This window comes from Wolbachia endosymbiont (group B) of Pilophorus perplexus, from assembly GCF_964028155.1.
Classification (GTDB): Bacteria; Pseudomonadota; Alphaproteobacteria; order Rickettsiales; family Anaplasmataceae; genus Wolbachia.
In genome coordinates this window covers 918542-934949 of the sequence record NZ_OZ034754.1, presented here as the reverse complement: position 1 = coordinate 934949, position 16408 = coordinate 918542, and the positions used below count along the sequence as shown (strand labels likewise).

Below are 16408 nucleotides of genomic sequence, written 5' to 3'. Positions count from 1 at the left end.
ATATGCTCACAGCCAACAACCAGGGAAAATTAAAGGGAAAGATAAAAATCCCAGCAAATATTCCAGCAGGTACTAAATTAGTACAGTTTTATGGGGATAAAGGAAGCTATGGAGAGGCAACTTATACTGGTAAAAAAACAATTACCATAGAAGAAAGAAGAAGAGTGATCTCAGCAAGACGAGTTGATCCTTTAGCGCAAACATTTACTCTAAATGAAAGCAGGCACATAGGAGGTCTAGAGTTATGGTTTATAAATAGAGGCAAAAAACGTGTTGCTGTGCAGATTAGAGAAACAGCAGTGGGAATGCCCTCACAAACTGTCATTGCTGAAAGCTATATTGAGCCAAAAGATATAAAGATAGATGGCACAGCAACACGTATAAAGTGGTCACCAGTGTTTTGCCATGCAGGAGAGGAGTATGCAATAGTACTGCTTACTGATGATCCTGGTACTGCAGTCAAAATAGCAGAACTTGGCAAATATGATGCAGTAAATAGCCGTTGGGTAACAAGTCAGCCATATCAAGTAGGAGTATTACTTTCATCTAGCAACGCAAGTACTTGGACACCACATCAAAATTTAGATCTAACTTTTAGGCTTTTAGCAACGAAGTTCACTGAAAATTCTCACGTTATTGATCTTGGTAAAGTTACTGCAAATAACGTATCAGATTTAATTGTTTTGACGAACGTCGAAAAAGTAGCATTTGATACCAATGTAGAATTTATTCTGACAGATGAAGAAGGAAAAGAAAATTTTCTATCTGATAACTTGCCGCTCGCGCTGCGTGAAAGACTATCTGGAGAGTTAACAGTAAAGGCAAATTTAAAAGGGTCAAAAGAAAAAAGTCCAGTGCTATATCCTGGGTTACAGCTAGTTCTAGGTAATCTTTCAGAGTCTGGAGATTATGTTACAAGAAGTATTACAGCAGGAGCTAACACTAAAATTACCATAACGTATGATGCGCTAATACCTGGCACTGCAGATGTAAAAGCATATGTGCAAAAAAATGTGGATTGGCAATTAGTAAATTTAACATCAGGAAAACCAATTGGGGAAAATTGGGTGGAGAGAACTCATGTACTATCAAATTTTAATGGCAATGAGACTAGGGTAAAATTAGTTTTAAGTGGAACAGTTGTTTATCGCCCTAAGGTAAAAAATCTCAGAGTGATTGTCACATAATGACTGTTGACCAAACCAAACGAGGATATCCACTGCCTCATCCAGAAAATATTGCAGTTCAAGATGTGGTACGTATTCGAAGAGCTATAGAAAAAATAGATGAAGATATTACCGAAAGAGAAGATGAGCATAATCAACTAAAAAATAATTTTAAACGATTTAGATTTGAAACTTTTTTGAATTTTTGGGAATGAAAGAAGCAATAGAAGCGTTACATCAAAGGATAAAGGATTTAGCAGTAAGTAGCACAGCTGATCAACTGGCATATCTTGCAAAATCGCTGGAATTGATAGCAGATAAAAAAGCTATTTCTGATATTGCGCAAATGACTAAAGTAAAAGAAATAATTGATGCACTACAAGAAAGGCTTAGGGATTTAGCAGCAAACAGTACACCAGATCAATTAGCATATCTTGCTAAAGCATTGGAATCAATAGTCGACAAAAGTGCAGTTTCTGAAATTGTACAGATGACTGATGGTAAGCTAAAAGAGCTTCTTGATAGTGCAAAAAAACACTTAACTGATCTGGATAATAAAAAAGCTAGTTCTTTAGCAGTGATCTCTGAATCAGAGAAGCAGTTATTAAAGAGAATTGATGAAAAAGGAACAACAAATTTATCGCTACTTGATACGAGAAAGAATGCCAATATTGCAGCAATAAATAGCATTAGTAATAGTCATAAAGATGGTCTTAAAGGTTTAGTAGAAGATTTTCGTGCTGTTAATAATGTACCACCTGGCTCATCAATTATAGGAGAAATAGAAACTCGAATTAAAAACATCTCTAATGAGGTAAAAACTCGGGATGAACAGTTAAAAGCGTCTCTTATAAATGAAATAAGAAAGCGCAATATGGTTGAATCAGGGTCATTACCTTTCTTATTTGGTGTACTTGGCAGAAAAAATAATTACTTTGGCCACGGAACTTTTACGACAGAGCTTGGAAAGTGGAGTAGTGATATAACAAAAACTGACTATATGTTACAACTACTAGCAGGTAGCCATACGTACAATACAGATTACGTTAGTTTTTATCGGCCAAGACAACTCAGTTTTATAGAGGGAAGTAAAGGAACATTTATTTACGGAGAGTTATGCACAAAAAGTTTTTCTGGTAGTTATGATGAGATATACTATTATCCGTATGCTGCACTTGGAGTAGTATTTGTAAAAAATACAACCAATGTGAACATAAATAAGACAATAGAATTTGTTGGATCATCGTATTCGAGTACGGAGTATGGGGGAGCAGGATTATTTGTGGGAACACCAGATAATACCAATTCTAATAAATCAAGTATTTCAAGAATAATATGGAAAAATGTTTACCAATACACGAGTTCTGATAGCAAGTTAGCTGGATCTGGTAATGTGGAGATTCCAGCAGGAAAAACAGTTGCAATATTACTTTACACATCATCTTACCTGTATTCCAGGACACAAGTTAGTCAAGGTATGCTTGCATCAAATTATGTACATAACTATGGTCAATTTATTCAGTGGGGGATTTATAACATACGTAGCAATGTTCTAACTACAGGACTTGAAGTAGATGTGGAGAGAACGCTAAAAGCTTGGCAATGTCCAGGATTAGAACGAACTAATCAAATATGGCAATGAGGAGGAATTTATGACTATTTATATACGTTTTGAAAACCACAAGCAGATTGAAACAACAACACTTGAAAACAAGCCAACTGGAAATGATTGGTATGAAGCACCAGAAGATTTTGATTGGCAAAAAAGCTATTGTCTAACAGAAGGGGAGAAAATTGTTGAAAGGAATAAGGAAGATATTGAGCTGGAATTATTGGAAAATGCAAAACTTTCTGCACTTTCTAGTCTCCGTACTTATTATAATAACTATACTCACCAATACGCAGGATATTCTCATCAGAAGCTTAAGTCGTACGAAATACAAGCAAAAGCCGCAGAAAACATTCTAGCAGCACCAGAATCTATAGACGAAAAAGATGCAGAAATTATAGAGCCATTAGCAAAAGTACGTGGTATTACAGTTACTGAAATGGCAAGGATAATCGAGGAAAAAGTGAAAAAAGCAGTAAAAGCGATAGTGAAATGCGAGGAGTTGGAAGACATGGCGAAGAGGAAAATTGAAGAAGCCAAGAGTGAACGAGAGCTAGAGAACTTACTAAACGATTTTAAACAAAAGATGCAAAGAAATGGCTGAAGAATTTTTGCACGGAGTAAATGTTATTGAGGTAACCTCAGGGGCCAAAGCAGTACGTACAGCTAAATCATCAGTGATAGGTGTAATTGGTACTGCACCTGAAGCAGATGAGCAAAAATTTCCGCTAAATAAACCAGTGTTAGTTGCAGGAAGCTTAAAGGAAGCAGTAAAGCTCGGAAAGAGTGGAAGTTTACCTTCTGCAGTAAATGGAATATTTTCCCAGATTGGTGTAACAGTTATAGTAATTAGAGTTGAAGAGAGTGAAAACAGCGATCCAAAATTAAAAGAAGAAGAGACGCTGAAGAATATAATTGGCGGTGTTGATAAAGAAACCGGAGAATATCAGGGAATTGAGGCATTTCTCAGCAGTGAAAGCATAGTTCATGTTGCTCCAAGAATATTAATTGCACCTCAGTTTACTCATCAGTTACCTGAAATAGATGGAGTAAATCCAGTAGTGAGTGCTTTAATTTCCATAGCAGAAAAATTAAGAGCAATTATTGTTGCAGACGGACCAAATACTGTTGATGAAGAAGCAATCAAATGGAGAAAAAGTGTAGGCAGCTCAAGAGTTTACGTAGTTGATCCTTGGGTTAAGGTATTTATTGAAGGAAAAGAAGAAATTTTGCCAGCAAGCCCATTTGTAGCTGGTTTAATAGCGAAAGTAGATAGTGAGCAAGGATTTTGGCATTCACCTTCAAACAAAGAGATAAATGGTATTGTTGGAACAAGCAGGCCTATTGATTTTACGCTCGGTAATACAAATTGTAGAGCAAACCACTTGAATGAAAATGAAGTAACAACGATAATTCATCAAAATGGCTATAGGCTTTGGGGCAATAGAACATGTTCAAATGACTCAAAATGGGCTTTTTTATCAGTGAGAAGGACTGCAGATTTAATCAATGATAGTTTACTTCGAGCTCATCTCTGGGCAGTTGATCGAAATATTACCAAAACTTATATAGATGATGTAATTGAGGGGGTGAATTCTTATTTGGCCAATTTAAAAGCACAAGGAGCTATTATTAGCGGAAAATGTTATGCAACACCTGAACTCAATACACCGGCAAATATTGCAAGCGGGAAAGTATATTTTGATTTCGAATTTACACCACCATATCCAGCAGAACAGATTACTTTCAGGTCACATCTTGTGAGTGGTACAATATTATAAAAATGGGAGAAAGAGATGTTACCGAAGATTTTAAAGAATTTTAATGTATTCGTAGATGGTCGGGGTTATGCAGGAAAAATTGATGAGATAACGTTACCAAAGCTCACCATAAAAACCGAAGAATATCGTGCTGGTGGTATGGATATCCCAATAAATATTGACATGGGCATGGAAAAGCTTGAAGCAGACTTTACTTTCGCTGAGTATGATTCAGAACTATTTAGACTTTTTGGCTTGATAGATGGAAATTCAGTATCTTTAACGCTCCGTGGAGGAATGCAAGGAAGTGGTAGCAATGATATTGAAGGAGTAATAATCAATTTAAGGGGCATATTCAAAGAATTTGATTTTGGTAGCTGGAAACCTGCTGAAAAAGCAACGCTGAAGTGTACTGTAGCTGCCCATTACTATAAACTTACTATCGGTGGTAATGAATTAATAGAAATCGATGCTGAGAACATGATCCGTAAGATTAACGGTGTTGATCAAATGGCCTTGCTGCAAACGGTTTTAGGTATTTAGGTTTAGTTTTAAAAAGATTTTAGAATTTTATTTTTTAGGAGAAAGTATGACAACAGTAAAACTTGATAATCCAATAACAGTTGATGGTATTTCTATCTCAGAGCTTACCATTAGACGTCCAAAAGTTAGAGATTATCTAGCTATTGAGAGACTTAATGGTAGTGATCTAAGTAAGGAAGTAACTTTGACTGCCAACCTGACATCAGTTGCAAAAGAAGCAATTGAAGAGTTGGATATTGCTGATTATGTGAAAGTGCAAGAGGTATTAAAGGATTTTTTTTCACCGATTATCCAAAAAACTTGAGATTAGAAATACTAGTACTTGGCTCTATCATAGGTGGTGGAGTTGAGCACATTCTTGATATGGAGATTAGTGAGTTTATTTTATGGAGCAAATTAGCTAGGAAGTTCAAATGTCAGTATTATCGATAAAAATAGGTGCGGTACTTGATGGCAGTTTTAATACTGTAATAAAGGGCAGTAGTAATCAACTTACTTATCTTGGTGAGAATATAAGAAAGCTTGATTCATCTTTAAAATCAGTATCAAAGTTTAAGCAGTTGGGTAGTGATGTTTTGACTAGCAGGAGGTCGTGGAAGGGCTTTGAAGATCAGGTAAAATCTTTAGCTAAACAAATGAAAGCAATAGAGAAACCAAGCAAAACTTTAAAAGCTGAGTTTGATAAAGCTAAGTTTTCTGCAACAAAAGCAAAAGAAGCATATTTGAAAAAGAGAGATGCTTTGCATTCATTTAATGAAGAAGTAAGAAAAAGTGGAAGAAATATTAAGTCATTAGTAAGTAATCAATATAAACTTGGCTCATCTGTTGAAGCGCTAAAAGGTAAGTATGGTAAGCTTGGGTCTGCAATACGTAATCACCAAAGTTTTTTAGCAAGCAAAGCACATTTTAAGTCACAAATTATAGAGACTATTGGACTAGGTCTTTCGCTTGCAGCTCCGATCAAGGTTGCGATTGATTTTGAAAGTGCTATGGCTGATGTAAAAAAAGTAGTAAAATTTGTGCAAAATGATACTAAAGATGAAGCATCAAAGTTTGCTAAAGAATTAAAGAAATTATCTCGTGAAATACCCTTGTCAGCTGCAGAATTAGCACAAATAGCTGCAAGTGGTGGTCAACTTGGTATTGACAAAGATGATTTTATGAAGTTTACAACAGTAGTTGCTAAAATGACCACAGCGTTTGACATGTCTTCAGAAGAAGCTGGTAATGCTATTGCGAAAATATCCAATGTCTATGGAATTAAAGTTGATGGTATGGAAAATGTAGGTAACATAATAAACCATCTTTCAGATAATACTGCTGCCAAAGCTAAGGAAATGGTTCTTACACTGAATAGAATTGGTGGTAATGCTAAACAGTTTGGTTTAGAAATTGATCAAGCAAGTAGCTTAGCAAGTGCGTTCATAAGCTTAGGTAAACAACCTGAAAAAGCAGCAACTGCTATAAATAACTTTCTTAGTAAACTACAGACTGCAAGAGAGCAAAGTCCTGAATTTCATGATGCATTAGATGAGATGGGAACAAGTATAGAAGAGCTTGAACAAACCATTAAAAAAAATCCTCAAGAGGCAATATTGCAATTTCTTGAAACTTTAAAAGAAATAGATGATCAAGAGCGTGCCGGTATTCTTATGAATCTATTTGGTGCTGGGTTTCAAGATGACATTGCTCTTTTAGTAGGAAGCTTAGACATTTACAAGAAAGCTATTGAACATTTAGCTGATAAAGAAAAATATAACGCTTCAATGCAGGACGAATTTAACAATCGGGCAAACACTACAGCTAATAAATTACAATTACTTAAAAATGCAGTATTTGAAGCTGGCATGAATCTAGGGTCAGTGATGTTGCCTACTTTAAATTATGTAGCTGGAAGTTTGAAAGCAATAACAGAGCGTATAGCTTCTTTTGCAGAAAAACATCCAACTTTAACTACGGCAATCATGAGTACTTTAGCAGCTTTGATAAGTTTAAAAATTGCAGCAGTAGGACTAGGATACGGATTTACATTGCTAGGAAGTACGATTTTTGGTCTGAAAGCAAACCTACTTGGAGTATTTTCATTTTTATCAGCTACAGTTTTTCCTGCAGTAATAACAGGACTAAGAGCAATAACGTTTGCTGTAATGAGTAACCCGATTGGACTTTTAGTAGCAAGTCTTGTCACTGGTGCAGCTCTTGTTATCACTAACTGGCAAAAAGTGAAAGACTTTTTCTCTAGCTTTTGGAAATCACTCATTAAACCTATAGGAGAAGCTTTTTCATGGATGGGAAATACAGTAAGTAGTATATTTGCTGAGAATAGTCCGATTAGAAAATTTGAAAATAATGGAAATGTTGTTAATGAGCTTTCTAAAAATAGCATTTTCAGTAACGGAACCTCATTGACAAATAATAGTGCTATTAAACAATTTTCAGAAAATAGCAAAAGCAATTTTGAGAATTTTAAAATTAAAAGTGTTATAGAAGAAAAAAGAGCTATAGAACAAGAAGAAGTTGAGAAAGCATTCAAGAAAAGTAGATATGAAAATAGGGAATCGAAAGTATATAACCAAGCATTCTATCAAACGTTTAATATCAACATTAAGTCTGAAGATGTGCGCAGTGTTGCTGATGCAGTAATAGAAAGGTTTAGAGAACAAGCACGTGGAGCACTTTTTGATATAGTTGAAGAGTTGCATTAATGTTGCTTGGGAAATGTAAGCTTGAACTAACAAGCCTAAGATACATTAAAGAAGAAAGGTGGTATACAATTGAATGTATTGAAAAAACGTCGCTACAAAACATTGGCTCAGGAATTGAATGTATTGATTTGACAGGAGTGATTTATCCACATTATCAGAGTAATGGCTTAGAACAGCTAAAAAATATACGTGATACTCAAGAACCACACGTTCTAGTTGATAATTCAGGAAATGTGCTTGGAAATTTTGTCACTACTAATGTAGAAGAAAAACAGATATTATTTTTTCCTGATGGAAAACCAAGAAAAGTTGAGTTTATTTTGAAGTTAAAAAGTTACAGCAAGTGATTTATTATTACACTAAAGAAAACGAAATGTTAGATGAAATTTGCTGGAAACATTATGGATACAGTAGTGGAGCAGTGGAGGAAGTATTGCTTGAAAATCCAGGACTTGTAGAACATGGAAGTTTTTTGCCCGCTGGATTAAAAATTAAGCTTCCTAAAATTCAGAGAATATTGAAAGAATCTGTTATAAATATTTTAGATGAATGACACCAGATTTTGATATAGTAGCAAAAAATAACCCAGTAACAGAGGTTTTAAAAAAGAGTTTAATATCACTACGTGTAACTGATGGATCCGGTACTACAAGTGACGAAGCCGAGATATATATTAGTTATAGCTCTAGCGCTTTAGAACTTAAGGGTAATTTACAAATTTTTCTCGGATATAAAGAAACAGGTTTACTACCTATGGGAGTATATAAGGCAAATCAAATTACAATACAAAGTCCACCACAAACTTTAAGAATAAAATGTGATGCTGCAAGTTTAAGAGGATCATTAAAGGAAAGAAAATCAAAGGAATGGAAGGACATTACCTTAGGAGATTTAATTAAAGAAATAGCACAAAAGCATGGGTATGAAGGTAAAGTCGCTGAAAGATTTGAAAATATATTTATACCACATATCATTCAAGCAGATGAAAGCGACATGAGTTTTTTGGAAGGGTTAGGGAAAAAATATGATGCACTAGTAAAACCAGCAGGAGGATATATAATTTTTATTCCAAAGGGAGAAGCAAGATCAGCAACTGGAAAGATGTTAGGCACAACAGTACTTACACCTAAAGATGTTATAAATTGGGAGGTAAATTTTAATGTGCGTAACAAATATGGATCTGTTATTGCAAAATGGCACAGTTATGAAAAGGGAGAAACTATAGAAGAGAAAGTGGGAAATGAGGGTCCAAGTTATACCCTGCAAACGCTTTACTCTACCGCAGAATCAGCAATTAGTGCAGCAGCAGCTAAGTTAAGACAACTAAAACGTAGTACATCAAACTTAAATGTAACTGTTCCTGGTAATCCAGAATTATTTGCAGAAGCTAAGATCAGCCTTTCAGGATTTTGTCAGGAAATTGAAGGTGAATGGATAATTAGCAAGGCAGAACATATTCTCAATAATAGGGGATATCAAACTATAGTAGAGGCAACAGTGAGCAAAGCTGTTTAAGTGAAACTTAAGCAAATGATTATTTAATTCTAGATGGGTATAATTATTGCAGTACTACATGAGCAGAAATGTAAGAAGGCTTTTTCATAAAAATTCAATTATACGTCAAGGAGAATTTGATGGATTAATTTTTCTTATAGTGCTAACGGTGTGTATTGTGGTTATATATTTTTCCTTGTTTAAAAAAGGAGATGAGAGTTACAGCGCCACATTAGAAATCGCAGCTAAGAACTGTGACTTGGAAACTGTGAAATCCTTGATAAAAGATAATATAAGTATTGGTGAAAAATCATTACGTTATGTTGCAGGAGAAGGATGTTTAGAAATCGTAAGGTTTTTAGTAGAAGATGGTATTGATATTAATGCTACTAATAAATTTAAATGGACAGCGCTACATTCTGCTGCAGATCAAGGCTATTTAGAAATCGTTGAGTTTCTATTAGAAAAAGGAGCGAATCCTAACATAAAGGATAGCAATGGAAAAAGCCCTAGAAGAATAGCTGTAATGGCATCAAGGCACAACAAAGATAAACCTTACAGAGAAATAATAAAGCTACTTGCAGAAGCAGAGGATCGATACAAATCAATAGAAAGAAATCACTAAAGCTGTAAGTTTTCTATAATCTGTATATAAACTTCTAAAACTATCCATAACAAGTTAATATTTTCACATGAAAAAGCAAAAAATCCCAATCACAGTAATAGTAACGATAGTAATACAGACCATAGCAACAATTTGGTGGCTCGCTAAGCTTGATTTAAAAGTACAAATTCATGATCAATTTATAGAACGAAATCACGAACTAATGGAAACAGTTTATCGCCTTGAGGAGCGGGTAAAAAACCTCATTGAAGAAGTTAATGAGCTTGAGCAAAAACACAAATAAATTTCACAGTGGCAAAATACATCCTTTCAGTTGACGGCGGAGGCATAAGGGGCATAATACCAGCCATTATTCTAGCAGAAATAGAAAAAAGAACAAGAAAGAGGGTAGCTGAAATCTTTCACTTAATGGCAGGAACCTCAACTGGTGGAATTGTTATTGCTGGATTATGTAAAAAAGATAAACCTCAATATTCTGCTAATGATTTAGTCGAGTTCTATCGGGAATATGGACCATATATTTTTAAGTCTTCATTCTTTAGGCGATCAATATTATCTTGGTTTAATTGCACACAATACCCACATAAAAATATTGAATTTGTACTGGATAAATATTTTGGAGAGGATATTCTAAAAAACACATTAAGTAAGGTACTGATAACAAGTTATGATATTCACAATAATCGTCCATTTTTCTTTAAAAACTGGAAAGAAGGTAATATTAAGCTGAAAGATGCACTCAGAGCTGCAACGGCTGCACCTACTTATTTCATACCAAAACATCTAAAAATTGACCAGATAGATAGAGTATTAGTGGATGGAGGGGTTTTTGCTAATAATCCAGCGTCTTGTGCATATGCAAGTGGTAAGAGGTTATTTCCAAATGATGATATTCTACTGTTATCGATAGGTACTGGAAGAACAGATAGAAGCATAGAGTATGCCAATTCAAAGAGATTTGGAAAAATAGGCTGGATAAAACCTTTGTTAAATGTGATGTTTGCCTCTGGATTGGACTGCGTAAATTATCAGATGAATCAAGTAATAGGCAATAGATACGTAAGAATACAATCGCAATTGAAGCTAGCGTCGGCTGACATGGATAACATTACATCAAAAAATATCAAATCTCTTCAACAAGAGGCAAAGGCAATGATAGAGGACAATCAGAAATTAATAGATAAACTTTGCGATTTCATATCTTAATTTATACCAAGCAAAATTCAACTGAGCCAAAAAAGTTGGTTAGCAAATTCTGCTGGTTAAATCATTAACTAACTTTACTTATATCTTAAACACATTCAATTTTCACACTCACCCAACTCATCAGCAGTTAGGCCACTTGCTCGCACAATAATATCAATAGCAACACCTTCCTTAACTAGATCTTTTGCAATCTTGATTTTCTCTGCTTTTTTAACCTTTTCTTTACCAGTTTGCATTCCTTCAGATAAAGATCTGGCTACCGTATCCAGTAATTCTTGATCCTCAATTTTTTCGCATTTACCTATAAACCCAAAAACTGGCTCATTTTCATATTCTGTTAGTCCAAGAGCTTTAATGTTAACTGATAATGTCTTTGCTATCTTATATAATATTTCAATTGGAATGTCTGTATATCCTCGTTCATAGTCGTGTATTTCTTTAGGTGTTGAACCGATTTTATTTGCCAAGTCCTCCTGAGTGTATTCCCGTATTAATCTCTGCTCTTTTATCCTTTTCCCCACTTTGTAGAGTATAGAATCAGTACAAATTTCTTTCTCTATATCATCATATTCATAAGTAGATAAGCGAGTCACTTGGGAAATAATATCAACTGAAACTCCTTCTTTCACTAGATTCTTTGCTACTTCTATTTTCGCTTCTTCTTGGCTAATTTTCTCGCTAATATATACAAACCTTACTAATGGATACAGCTTCTTGCGTAATTCCTGATCCTTAATTTCTCTATGTATTTTTGTTAGATAGACTATTTCTTTATCCTCATCTTCATACCAACTGTTTTCTCTTAGTACTGTTGGTTCTGGAAGTAGATCTATAACATTAACTGACAATGCTCCTGCTATTATATACGATTCTTTGATTGTAATAGCCTTGCACCCTAGTTCAAAGTTATGTATTTCCTTATGTGTTAAACCAATTTTGCTTGCTAATTTTGCCTGAGTATACCCTTGTACTATCCTACAACCTTCTATTTTTTTCCCCAGCTCGTAGCTTGCTGAGCCAATATGCTCTGAATTATCATAGATAAATCCTCTAAAAGCTGTTTTTCCTACAGAAGCAAACATATATTCTATCACAAAAAAATCCACTATTGGCTAAGTTTTTATGAAATCACAAAAATTTCTCAATCATATAATTTGATAAGCCTGTCGTTTGCAAGATAATATCAACAGAAATTCCCTCTTTCACTAAATTCCTTGCAACTTCAATCTTCTTTTCCTCTCTGACCTTTTCTCTACAAACATGTATACCTTCAAATAAAGACTTGATTAGCATATCGCGTAATTCCCGACTCTCAATCTTTTTGTATTCTTCTATCAAGTTTGATAGCTTTTCTTCCGCTTCACTATCCTCATCTGATTCGGGAAGTAGATCTATGATACTGATTGATAATACCTTTGCTATTTCATCTAACATTTCAAGTGAGACAGCAGCTCTCCCTTGTTCATACTCGTATATTCCTTGATTTGTTATGCCAACTTTATTCGCTAAATCTTTTTGAGTATATCCTCGTATCAATCTCCACTCCTTTATCCTTTGCCCTACTTTGTATGGAATGGGAATTTTGTTCTCCTCATACTCACCAATAGATAAGTTAGTTGTTCGAGAGATAACATGAGCAGAAACTCCTACTTTCATCAAACCCCTTGCTACTTCCATTTTTACCGCTTTTCTGCTTCTTTCCTCACTCAAACGAATAAATTTGGTTAATAAATAAAATACCTCGCTTAATTCTTTATCCTTATACCCCTTTACTAAATTTAATATTTCTTCATCTTCAAAATATCTTTTTTCATTTGGTAGCATCTCCCCACAAACTAGACCTTTAACATTTACTGATAACGCTTCTGCTATAGCATATAATTTCTTAATTGGAATTTTACGACTCCCTTTTTCATATTGCAGTATTGCCCAGTACTTTACACCAACCTTCTCCGCTAAATCCTTCTGAGTATACCCTCTCTCTAACCTCCAACTTTTCACTTTTTGCCCTACTTCATAGTCTAGACTTTTTTCCATACAAAGAACCATATATAATATTTTCTACTATAGCTCAGATATAACGGCAAGAAAAAACCTCTGGAACCTTAAAGTTGGCTGTAGACGGATTAAAGTTCTCTAAAGGTTTCTTTACTACCTTTACGTATTCTATTTACCCACGGAGACAATACTTCATTATTGCTAACCTCTTTTATAGCATACTTTTCACTCCATATGCCACATCTAGTGAAATTACCTTTCTCTACTGCTTCTTGAAGTTTCACTCCTCCAAAAAGGCAGTTTTTTCCTATTTCTTCGCCTCTTTTTTGTAACTCAGCCCACATTTCTTTGTTTTCTACTCTCACTTGTACTTGATCATATTTTTTTACATCGTGGTACAATATAATATTTAGCTGACCAATGCTTGTAGGAAATTCTAATATAATAGAGCTTTCATCTGACATATCGATATAGTTTCTTATACCTCCCTTCTCACTTTTAACCTCAACTGCATCATTGCCAATTTTTAAAATATTACTTCCTAAATCTCTCAGTATTTTGGCAACCTCTACTTTACTGTCCTCAGAAAATTCTATATATAATGTTGCATTGTCTATCTCGATATCTATTAATTCTCCTTCTTGAAGAGCACTTTCGCCAGCTTTCTCTAGTTCTTCTAGTCTCTCATCTATCTGTGGCTGAACTTCTGGCTGTAGCTCATTATAGATTTCACCTATCAATTTATTCTCCAATAAAGTATCATGAAACTCTGCACCGTTTAGCATTAGTTTACGTATTAGCTTTTTACGATCAGCCTTATCAAATTTATGAAAATGTGTACCCAATATTACATACTCAGCAAAGCTCCACTCCCCATCATTACATGCATTTAGCCTTCCTCCAGATGCTAATACTTGGTCTATGGCTTTATGCAATTCATTTACGCTTTTTGCCTCTACTACAGAACTCTTAAACCAGCTTAACTTTTCACTTTCGCTTGCACTTGGCTTTATTTTTTTCAAAGCTGAAGTAAATGGATTTAAATATTCTGCTTGATCGTTTAAAGGTTTTGTACCATATATATAATCAAGCCCTTTTCCATAGTTGATTTGAACGTCTCTATTAGAGGAGGGCACTTCTCCAGGTTTTTTAGCCTTATTAATTTTGCCTACAAAGGTGTTAGTACGACCAATTCCTATAATCGCATTTGATATTTCACCCTTTGATAATCTATCAAGATCAACATTTAATTCGTAAACACCTCCTTCTTGATCATCAAAAGGTACAATTATTTTATTAACCATATTAGCCTCCGCTATTAAATATACTTTACTAAGTCTATAACCTACTTTATTACTTTATTATTAATTCAATATATACTTTCTCATTAATTATAAGCAATGATTAATGTGATTGCAAATACTTTCTTCATTCAAGTAGTTAAACAACTCATGAAAATCTTCAAATATCTGCTTTATAACAGTCCTTGCTCTTTAAAGCTAAAATACCCAACACTTGTGATGATAATGTGATCCAGTAACCTAATCCCTATAGTCTGACAAGCTTTAGCCAAGTCTTTAGTTACAGCTTCATCCTCATCAGATGGCTTTAACCTTCCTTCTGGGTGGTTATGCGATATTATTATTGACGTTGCTTTTCTTATTAATGCCTTTCTTGTTACTTCTCTTATGTAAAAAGGTACCTTATCCACTGTACCAGTAAACACTTCTTCCCCCTTTAAACGGCACTTTTGATCAAAATATATTATTTTCATCTTTTCCTCCTCTGAATAACCAATACTCACCCTCAAATATTTTACTATGGTTTCCAAGTTATCCATTACAGGTCCTTTCTTTAACTCTTCTCTTGGTACTCTCTTTGCAGCTTCCTTTAGGCATAAAATTACTGCTACTGTAGAGTCAGTTATCCCTTCTATAGTTTTCAAGTCATCTATTTCCTGGCCTAAAACTCCTCCTATTCCAAAACTATCTATTAGCTTTCTAGCAATAATTCGAGCTTCTTCCCTGTCATGCACTGCACTTAGAAACGTTTCTATTACTTCACGATCAAGTAGTGCTTTACCGTTGCTTTCTAATGCTCTGAATTCTATTTCTTCTCTACGATCTTTCTTATTATTCATAAAAATTACCCTTCACTAATAACAAAATGTTTTTATATATTTACTGCTGTTTTTTTGTCAGCATTGGCATAAAGCCATAGCTTTTAAGTAAAGTCAAATCAATTTCTCAATCTTTTTTACTTATTTTTTCATGAATAGGTAAAGATATTAATATATACTGATTTTTTATTTTAAATTTGTTGAATTTCGTCTAAAGAGATGCCCACTGTTTTTAAAATAATATTGATAGAAATTCCTTCCTTAACTAAATTCTTTGCAATTTTCATCTTTTCTACTCTCTTCACTTTCTCTTTGCAAACTTGTATGCTTTCAAACAGAGATTTTATTAGTACATGACGTAATTCTTGGCTTTTAATCTTTTTGTATTCTTCTATTAACCTTGATAGTTCCACTTCACTATTCTCATTTTCTCTTGTTTCTGGAAGCAGACCTGTAATATTAATTAATAGTACCTTTGCTATTTCATCTAACATTTCAAGTGAAACAGCAGCTCGTCCTTGTTCATATTCATATATTCTTTGATTTATTATGCCTACTTTACTTGCTAAATCTTCTTGAGTGTATCCTCTTCTCAACCTCCATTCTTTTATTCTTTGACCTACTTTATACGGAATAGAAATTTTTTTCTCATCATTATCATATTCATCAATAGATAAACTGGTCGTTTGAGAGATAACATGAGCAGAAACTCCTTCCTTAACTAAACCCTTTGCCACCTCTACTTTTACTGCCTTTCCACTTTCTTCCTCACTAATACGGATGAATTTAGTTAATAAATAAAACGTTTCACGTAATTCTTGGTCCTTAATCTCTTTATGTCTTCTTACTAGATTTAATATCTCTTCTTCCTCATACCTTTCCTCATTTGATACTTCTTGTCCGCAAGCTAGATCTCTAGCAGTTGTTGATAATGCTTCTGCTAATTCATATAACTTCTTAATTGAAATTCTGCGTGTTCCTTTTTCATATTGCAGTATTACCTGATATGTTGTTCCGATTTTTTTTGCTAAATCTTTTTGAGTATATCCCTTTGCTAATCTACGATTTCTTACTTCCTGTCCTATCACTTTGTAATCTAAAAAATTAGAGCATTTATTCTCTTTTTTCACATTTTATACTCCATAACCAGAAGAGCTGTTACGTATACTTAATTGGGAACCTT

General features: G+C 34.2%; 19 protein-coding genes. 14 read left to right on the top strand and 5 right to left on the bottom strand.

All coding sequences use genetic code 11. The features are described from left to right. Window positions 1-2 precede the first annotated feature (2 nt). The 14 genes from ABWU28_RS04680 to ABWU28_RS04615 all read left to right on the top strand — a co-directional run bounded on the left by ABWU28_RS04680 (window position 3) and on the right by ABWU28_RS04615 (window position 11108). Window positions 3-1187, top strand: a complete 1185-nt coding sequence (locus ABWU28_RS04680; protein WP_265022332.1) for a hypothetical protein — start codon at window positions 3-5, stop codon at window positions 1185-1187. Continuing rightward, a complete protein-coding gene (locus ABWU28_RS04675; protein ID WP_114517444.1) occupies window positions 1187-1381 on the top strand; it encodes a hypothetical protein in 195 nt (64 codons plus the stop codon). The genes ABWU28_RS04680 and ABWU28_RS04675 overlap by 1 nt, the downstream gene beginning before the upstream one ends. Further along, window positions 1378-2808 carry a hypothetical protein gene (locus ABWU28_RS04670; protein ID WP_353275022.1) on the top strand — a complete coding sequence of 477 codons (1431 nt, stop codon included), beginning with the start codon at window positions 1378-1380 and terminating at the stop codon, window positions 2806-2808. The genes ABWU28_RS04675 and ABWU28_RS04670 overlap by 4 nt, the downstream gene beginning before the upstream one ends. Window positions 2809-2818: 10 nt before the next feature. After that, window positions 2819-3379 carry a hypothetical protein gene (locus ABWU28_RS04665; RefSeq protein WP_353275020.1) on the top strand — a complete coding sequence of 187 codons (561 nt, stop codon included), beginning with the start codon at window positions 2819-2821 and terminating at the stop codon, window positions 3377-3379. Next, window positions 3372-4556: a phage tail sheath subtilisin-like domain-containing protein gene (locus ABWU28_RS04660; protein WP_265022329.1), complete on the top strand. Its 1185-nt coding sequence runs from the start codon at window positions 3372-3374 to the stop codon at window positions 4554-4556. The genes ABWU28_RS04665 and ABWU28_RS04660 overlap by 8 nt, the downstream gene beginning before the upstream one ends. A 15-nt stretch (window positions 4557-4571) precedes the next feature. Next, window positions 4572-5078, top strand: a complete 507-nt coding sequence (locus tag ABWU28_RS04655) for a phage major tail tube protein (RefSeq protein WP_208571690.1) — start codon at window positions 4572-4574, stop codon at window positions 5076-5078. Window positions 5079-5124: 46 nt separating this feature from the next. Continuing rightward, window positions 5125-5382, top strand: coding sequence for a phage tail assembly protein (locus ABWU28_RS04650; RefSeq protein ID WP_264376465.1), 258 nt, complete (start codon window positions 5125-5127; stop codon window positions 5380-5382). 109 nt (window positions 5383-5491) lie between these two features. Next, window positions 5492-7783, top strand: coding sequence for a phage tail tape measure protein (locus ABWU28_RS04645; protein WP_353275017.1), 2292 nt, complete (start codon window positions 5492-5494; stop codon window positions 7781-7783). Beyond that, window positions 7783-8130, top strand: coding sequence for a phage tail protein (locus ABWU28_RS04640; protein ID WP_226079687.1), 348 nt, complete (start codon window positions 7783-7785; stop codon window positions 8128-8130). Before ABWU28_RS04645 ends, ABWU28_RS04640 begins: the two co-directional genes overlap by 1 nt. Window positions 8131-8156: 26 nt before the next feature. Then, window positions 8157-8336: a tail protein X gene (locus ABWU28_RS04635; RefSeq protein WP_264685729.1), complete on the top strand. Its 180-nt coding sequence runs from the start codon at window positions 8157-8159 to the stop codon at window positions 8334-8336. Then, a complete protein-coding gene (locus ABWU28_RS04630) occupies window positions 8333-9298 on the top strand; it encodes a phage late control D family protein (RefSeq protein ID WP_265022328.1) in 966 nt (321 codons plus the stop codon). Before ABWU28_RS04635 ends, ABWU28_RS04630 begins: the two co-directional genes overlap by 4 nt. Before the next feature lie 58 nt (window positions 9299-9356). Then, entirely contained in the window at window positions 9357-9902 is a 546-nt protein-coding gene (locus ABWU28_RS04625; RefSeq protein ID WP_214303457.1) for an ankyrin repeat domain-containing protein, read from the top strand. A gap of 67 nt (window positions 9903-9969) precedes the next feature. Then, window positions 9970-10185 (top strand): hypothetical protein, encoded by a 216-nt coding sequence (locus tag ABWU28_RS04620; protein ID WP_006015629.1) that lies wholly within the window; start codon window positions 9970-9972, stop codon window positions 10183-10185. A gap of 8 nt (window positions 10186-10193) precedes the next feature. Continuing rightward, window positions 10194-11108: a patatin-like phospholipase family protein gene (locus tag ABWU28_RS04615; protein WP_264376469.1), complete on the top strand. Its 915-nt coding sequence runs from the start codon at window positions 10194-10196 to the stop codon at window positions 11106-11108. 95 nt (window positions 11109-11203) lie between these two features. On the opposite strand, the gene ABWU28_RS04610 is transcribed toward ABWU28_RS04615, so the two are convergent. The 5 genes from ABWU28_RS04610 to ABWU28_RS04590 all read right to left on the bottom strand — a co-directional run bounded on the left by ABWU28_RS04610 (window position 11204) and on the right by ABWU28_RS04590 (window position 16355). After that, window positions 11204-12190 carry a helix-turn-helix domain-containing protein gene (locus ABWU28_RS04610; protein ID WP_265023180.1) on the bottom strand — a complete coding sequence of 329 codons (987 nt, stop codon included), beginning with the start codon at window positions 12188-12190 and terminating at the stop codon, window positions 11204-11206. Between the two features lie 46 nt (window positions 12191-12236). Next, entirely contained in the window at window positions 12237-13145 is a 909-nt protein-coding gene (locus ABWU28_RS04605; protein WP_264377705.1) for a helix-turn-helix domain-containing protein, read from the bottom strand. 89 nt (window positions 13146-13234) lie between these two features. After that, window positions 13235-14410, bottom strand: a complete 1176-nt coding sequence (locus ABWU28_RS04600; protein ID WP_264377704.1) for a hypothetical protein — start codon at window positions 14408-14410, stop codon at window positions 13235-13237. A 170-nt stretch (window positions 14411-14580) separates the two neighbouring features. Next, complete coding sequence (locus ABWU28_RS04595) at window positions 14581-15246, bottom strand: RadC family protein (RefSeq protein ID WP_262986252.1); 666 nt, start codon at window positions 15244-15246, stop codon at window positions 14581-14583. 170 nt (window positions 15247-15416) lie between these two features. Next, window positions 15417-16355, bottom strand: coding sequence for a helix-turn-helix domain-containing protein (locus tag ABWU28_RS04590; protein ID WP_265022326.1), 939 nt, complete (start codon window positions 16353-16355; stop codon window positions 15417-15419). Between the last annotated feature and the right edge of the window lie 53 nt (window positions 16356-16408).

Excerpts from the sequence above, each read along its gene's own strand:
- ABWU28_RS04640 (WP_226079687.1), top strand. The coding sequence starts at position 7,783 with ATGTTGCTTGGGAAATGTAAGCTTGAACTAACAAGCCTAAGATACATT.
- ABWU28_RS04680 (WP_265022332.1), top strand. The coding sequence starts at position 3 with ATGCTCACAGCCAACAACCAGGGAAAATTAAAGGGAAAGATAAAAATC.
- ABWU28_RS04605 (WP_264377705.1), bottom strand. The coding sequence starts at position 13,145 with ATGGAAAAAAGTCTAGACTATGAAGTAGGGCAAAAAGTGAAAAGTTGG.
- ABWU28_RS04610 (WP_265023180.1), bottom strand. The coding sequence starts at position 12,190 with ATGTTTGCTTCTGTAGGAAAAACAGCTTTTAGAGGATTTATCTATGAT.
- ABWU28_RS04665 (WP_353275020.1), top strand. The coding sequence starts at position 2,819 with ATGACTATTTATATACGTTTTGAAAACCACAAGCAGATTGAAACAACA.
- ABWU28_RS04650 (WP_264376465.1), top strand. The coding sequence starts at position 5,125 with ATGACAACAGTAAAACTTGATAATCCAATAACAGTTGATGGTATTTCT.
- ABWU28_RS04675 (WP_114517444.1), top strand. The coding sequence starts at position 1,187 with ATGACTGTTGACCAAACCAAACGAGGATATCCACTGCCTCATCCAGAA.
- ABWU28_RS04625 (WP_214303457.1), top strand. The coding sequence starts at position 9,357 with ATGAGCAGAAATGTAAGAAGGCTTTTTCATAAAAATTCAATTATACGT.
- ABWU28_RS04600 (WP_264377704.1), bottom strand. The coding sequence starts at position 14,410 with ATGGTTAATAAAATAATTGTACCTTTTGATGATCAAGAAGGAGGTGTT.
- ABWU28_RS04630 (WP_265022328.1), top strand. The coding sequence starts at position 8,333 with ATGACACCAGATTTTGATATAGTAGCAAAAAATAACCCAGTAACAGAG.
- ABWU28_RS04670 (WP_353275022.1), top strand. The coding sequence starts at position 1,378 with ATGAAAGAAGCAATAGAAGCGTTACATCAAAGGATAAAGGATTTAGCA.
- ABWU28_RS04595 (WP_262986252.1), bottom strand. The coding sequence starts at position 15,246 with ATGAATAATAAGAAAGATCGTAGAGAAGAAATAGAATTCAGAGCATTA.
- ABWU28_RS04655 (WP_208571690.1), top strand. The coding sequence starts at position 4,572 with ATGTTACCGAAGATTTTAAAGAATTTTAATGTATTCGTAGATGGTCGG.
- ABWU28_RS04645 (WP_353275017.1), top strand. The coding sequence starts at position 5,492 with ATGTCAGTATTATCGATAAAAATAGGTGCGGTACTTGATGGCAGTTTT.
- ABWU28_RS04620 (WP_006015629.1), top strand. The coding sequence starts at position 9,970 with ATGAAAAAGCAAAAAATCCCAATCACAGTAATAGTAACGATAGTAATA.
- ABWU28_RS04660 (WP_265022329.1), top strand. The coding sequence starts at position 3,372 with ATGGCTGAAGAATTTTTGCACGGAGTAAATGTTATTGAGGTAACCTCA.
- ABWU28_RS04635 (WP_264685729.1), top strand. The coding sequence starts at position 8,157 with ATGTTAGATGAAATTTGCTGGAAACATTATGGATACAGTAGTGGAGCA.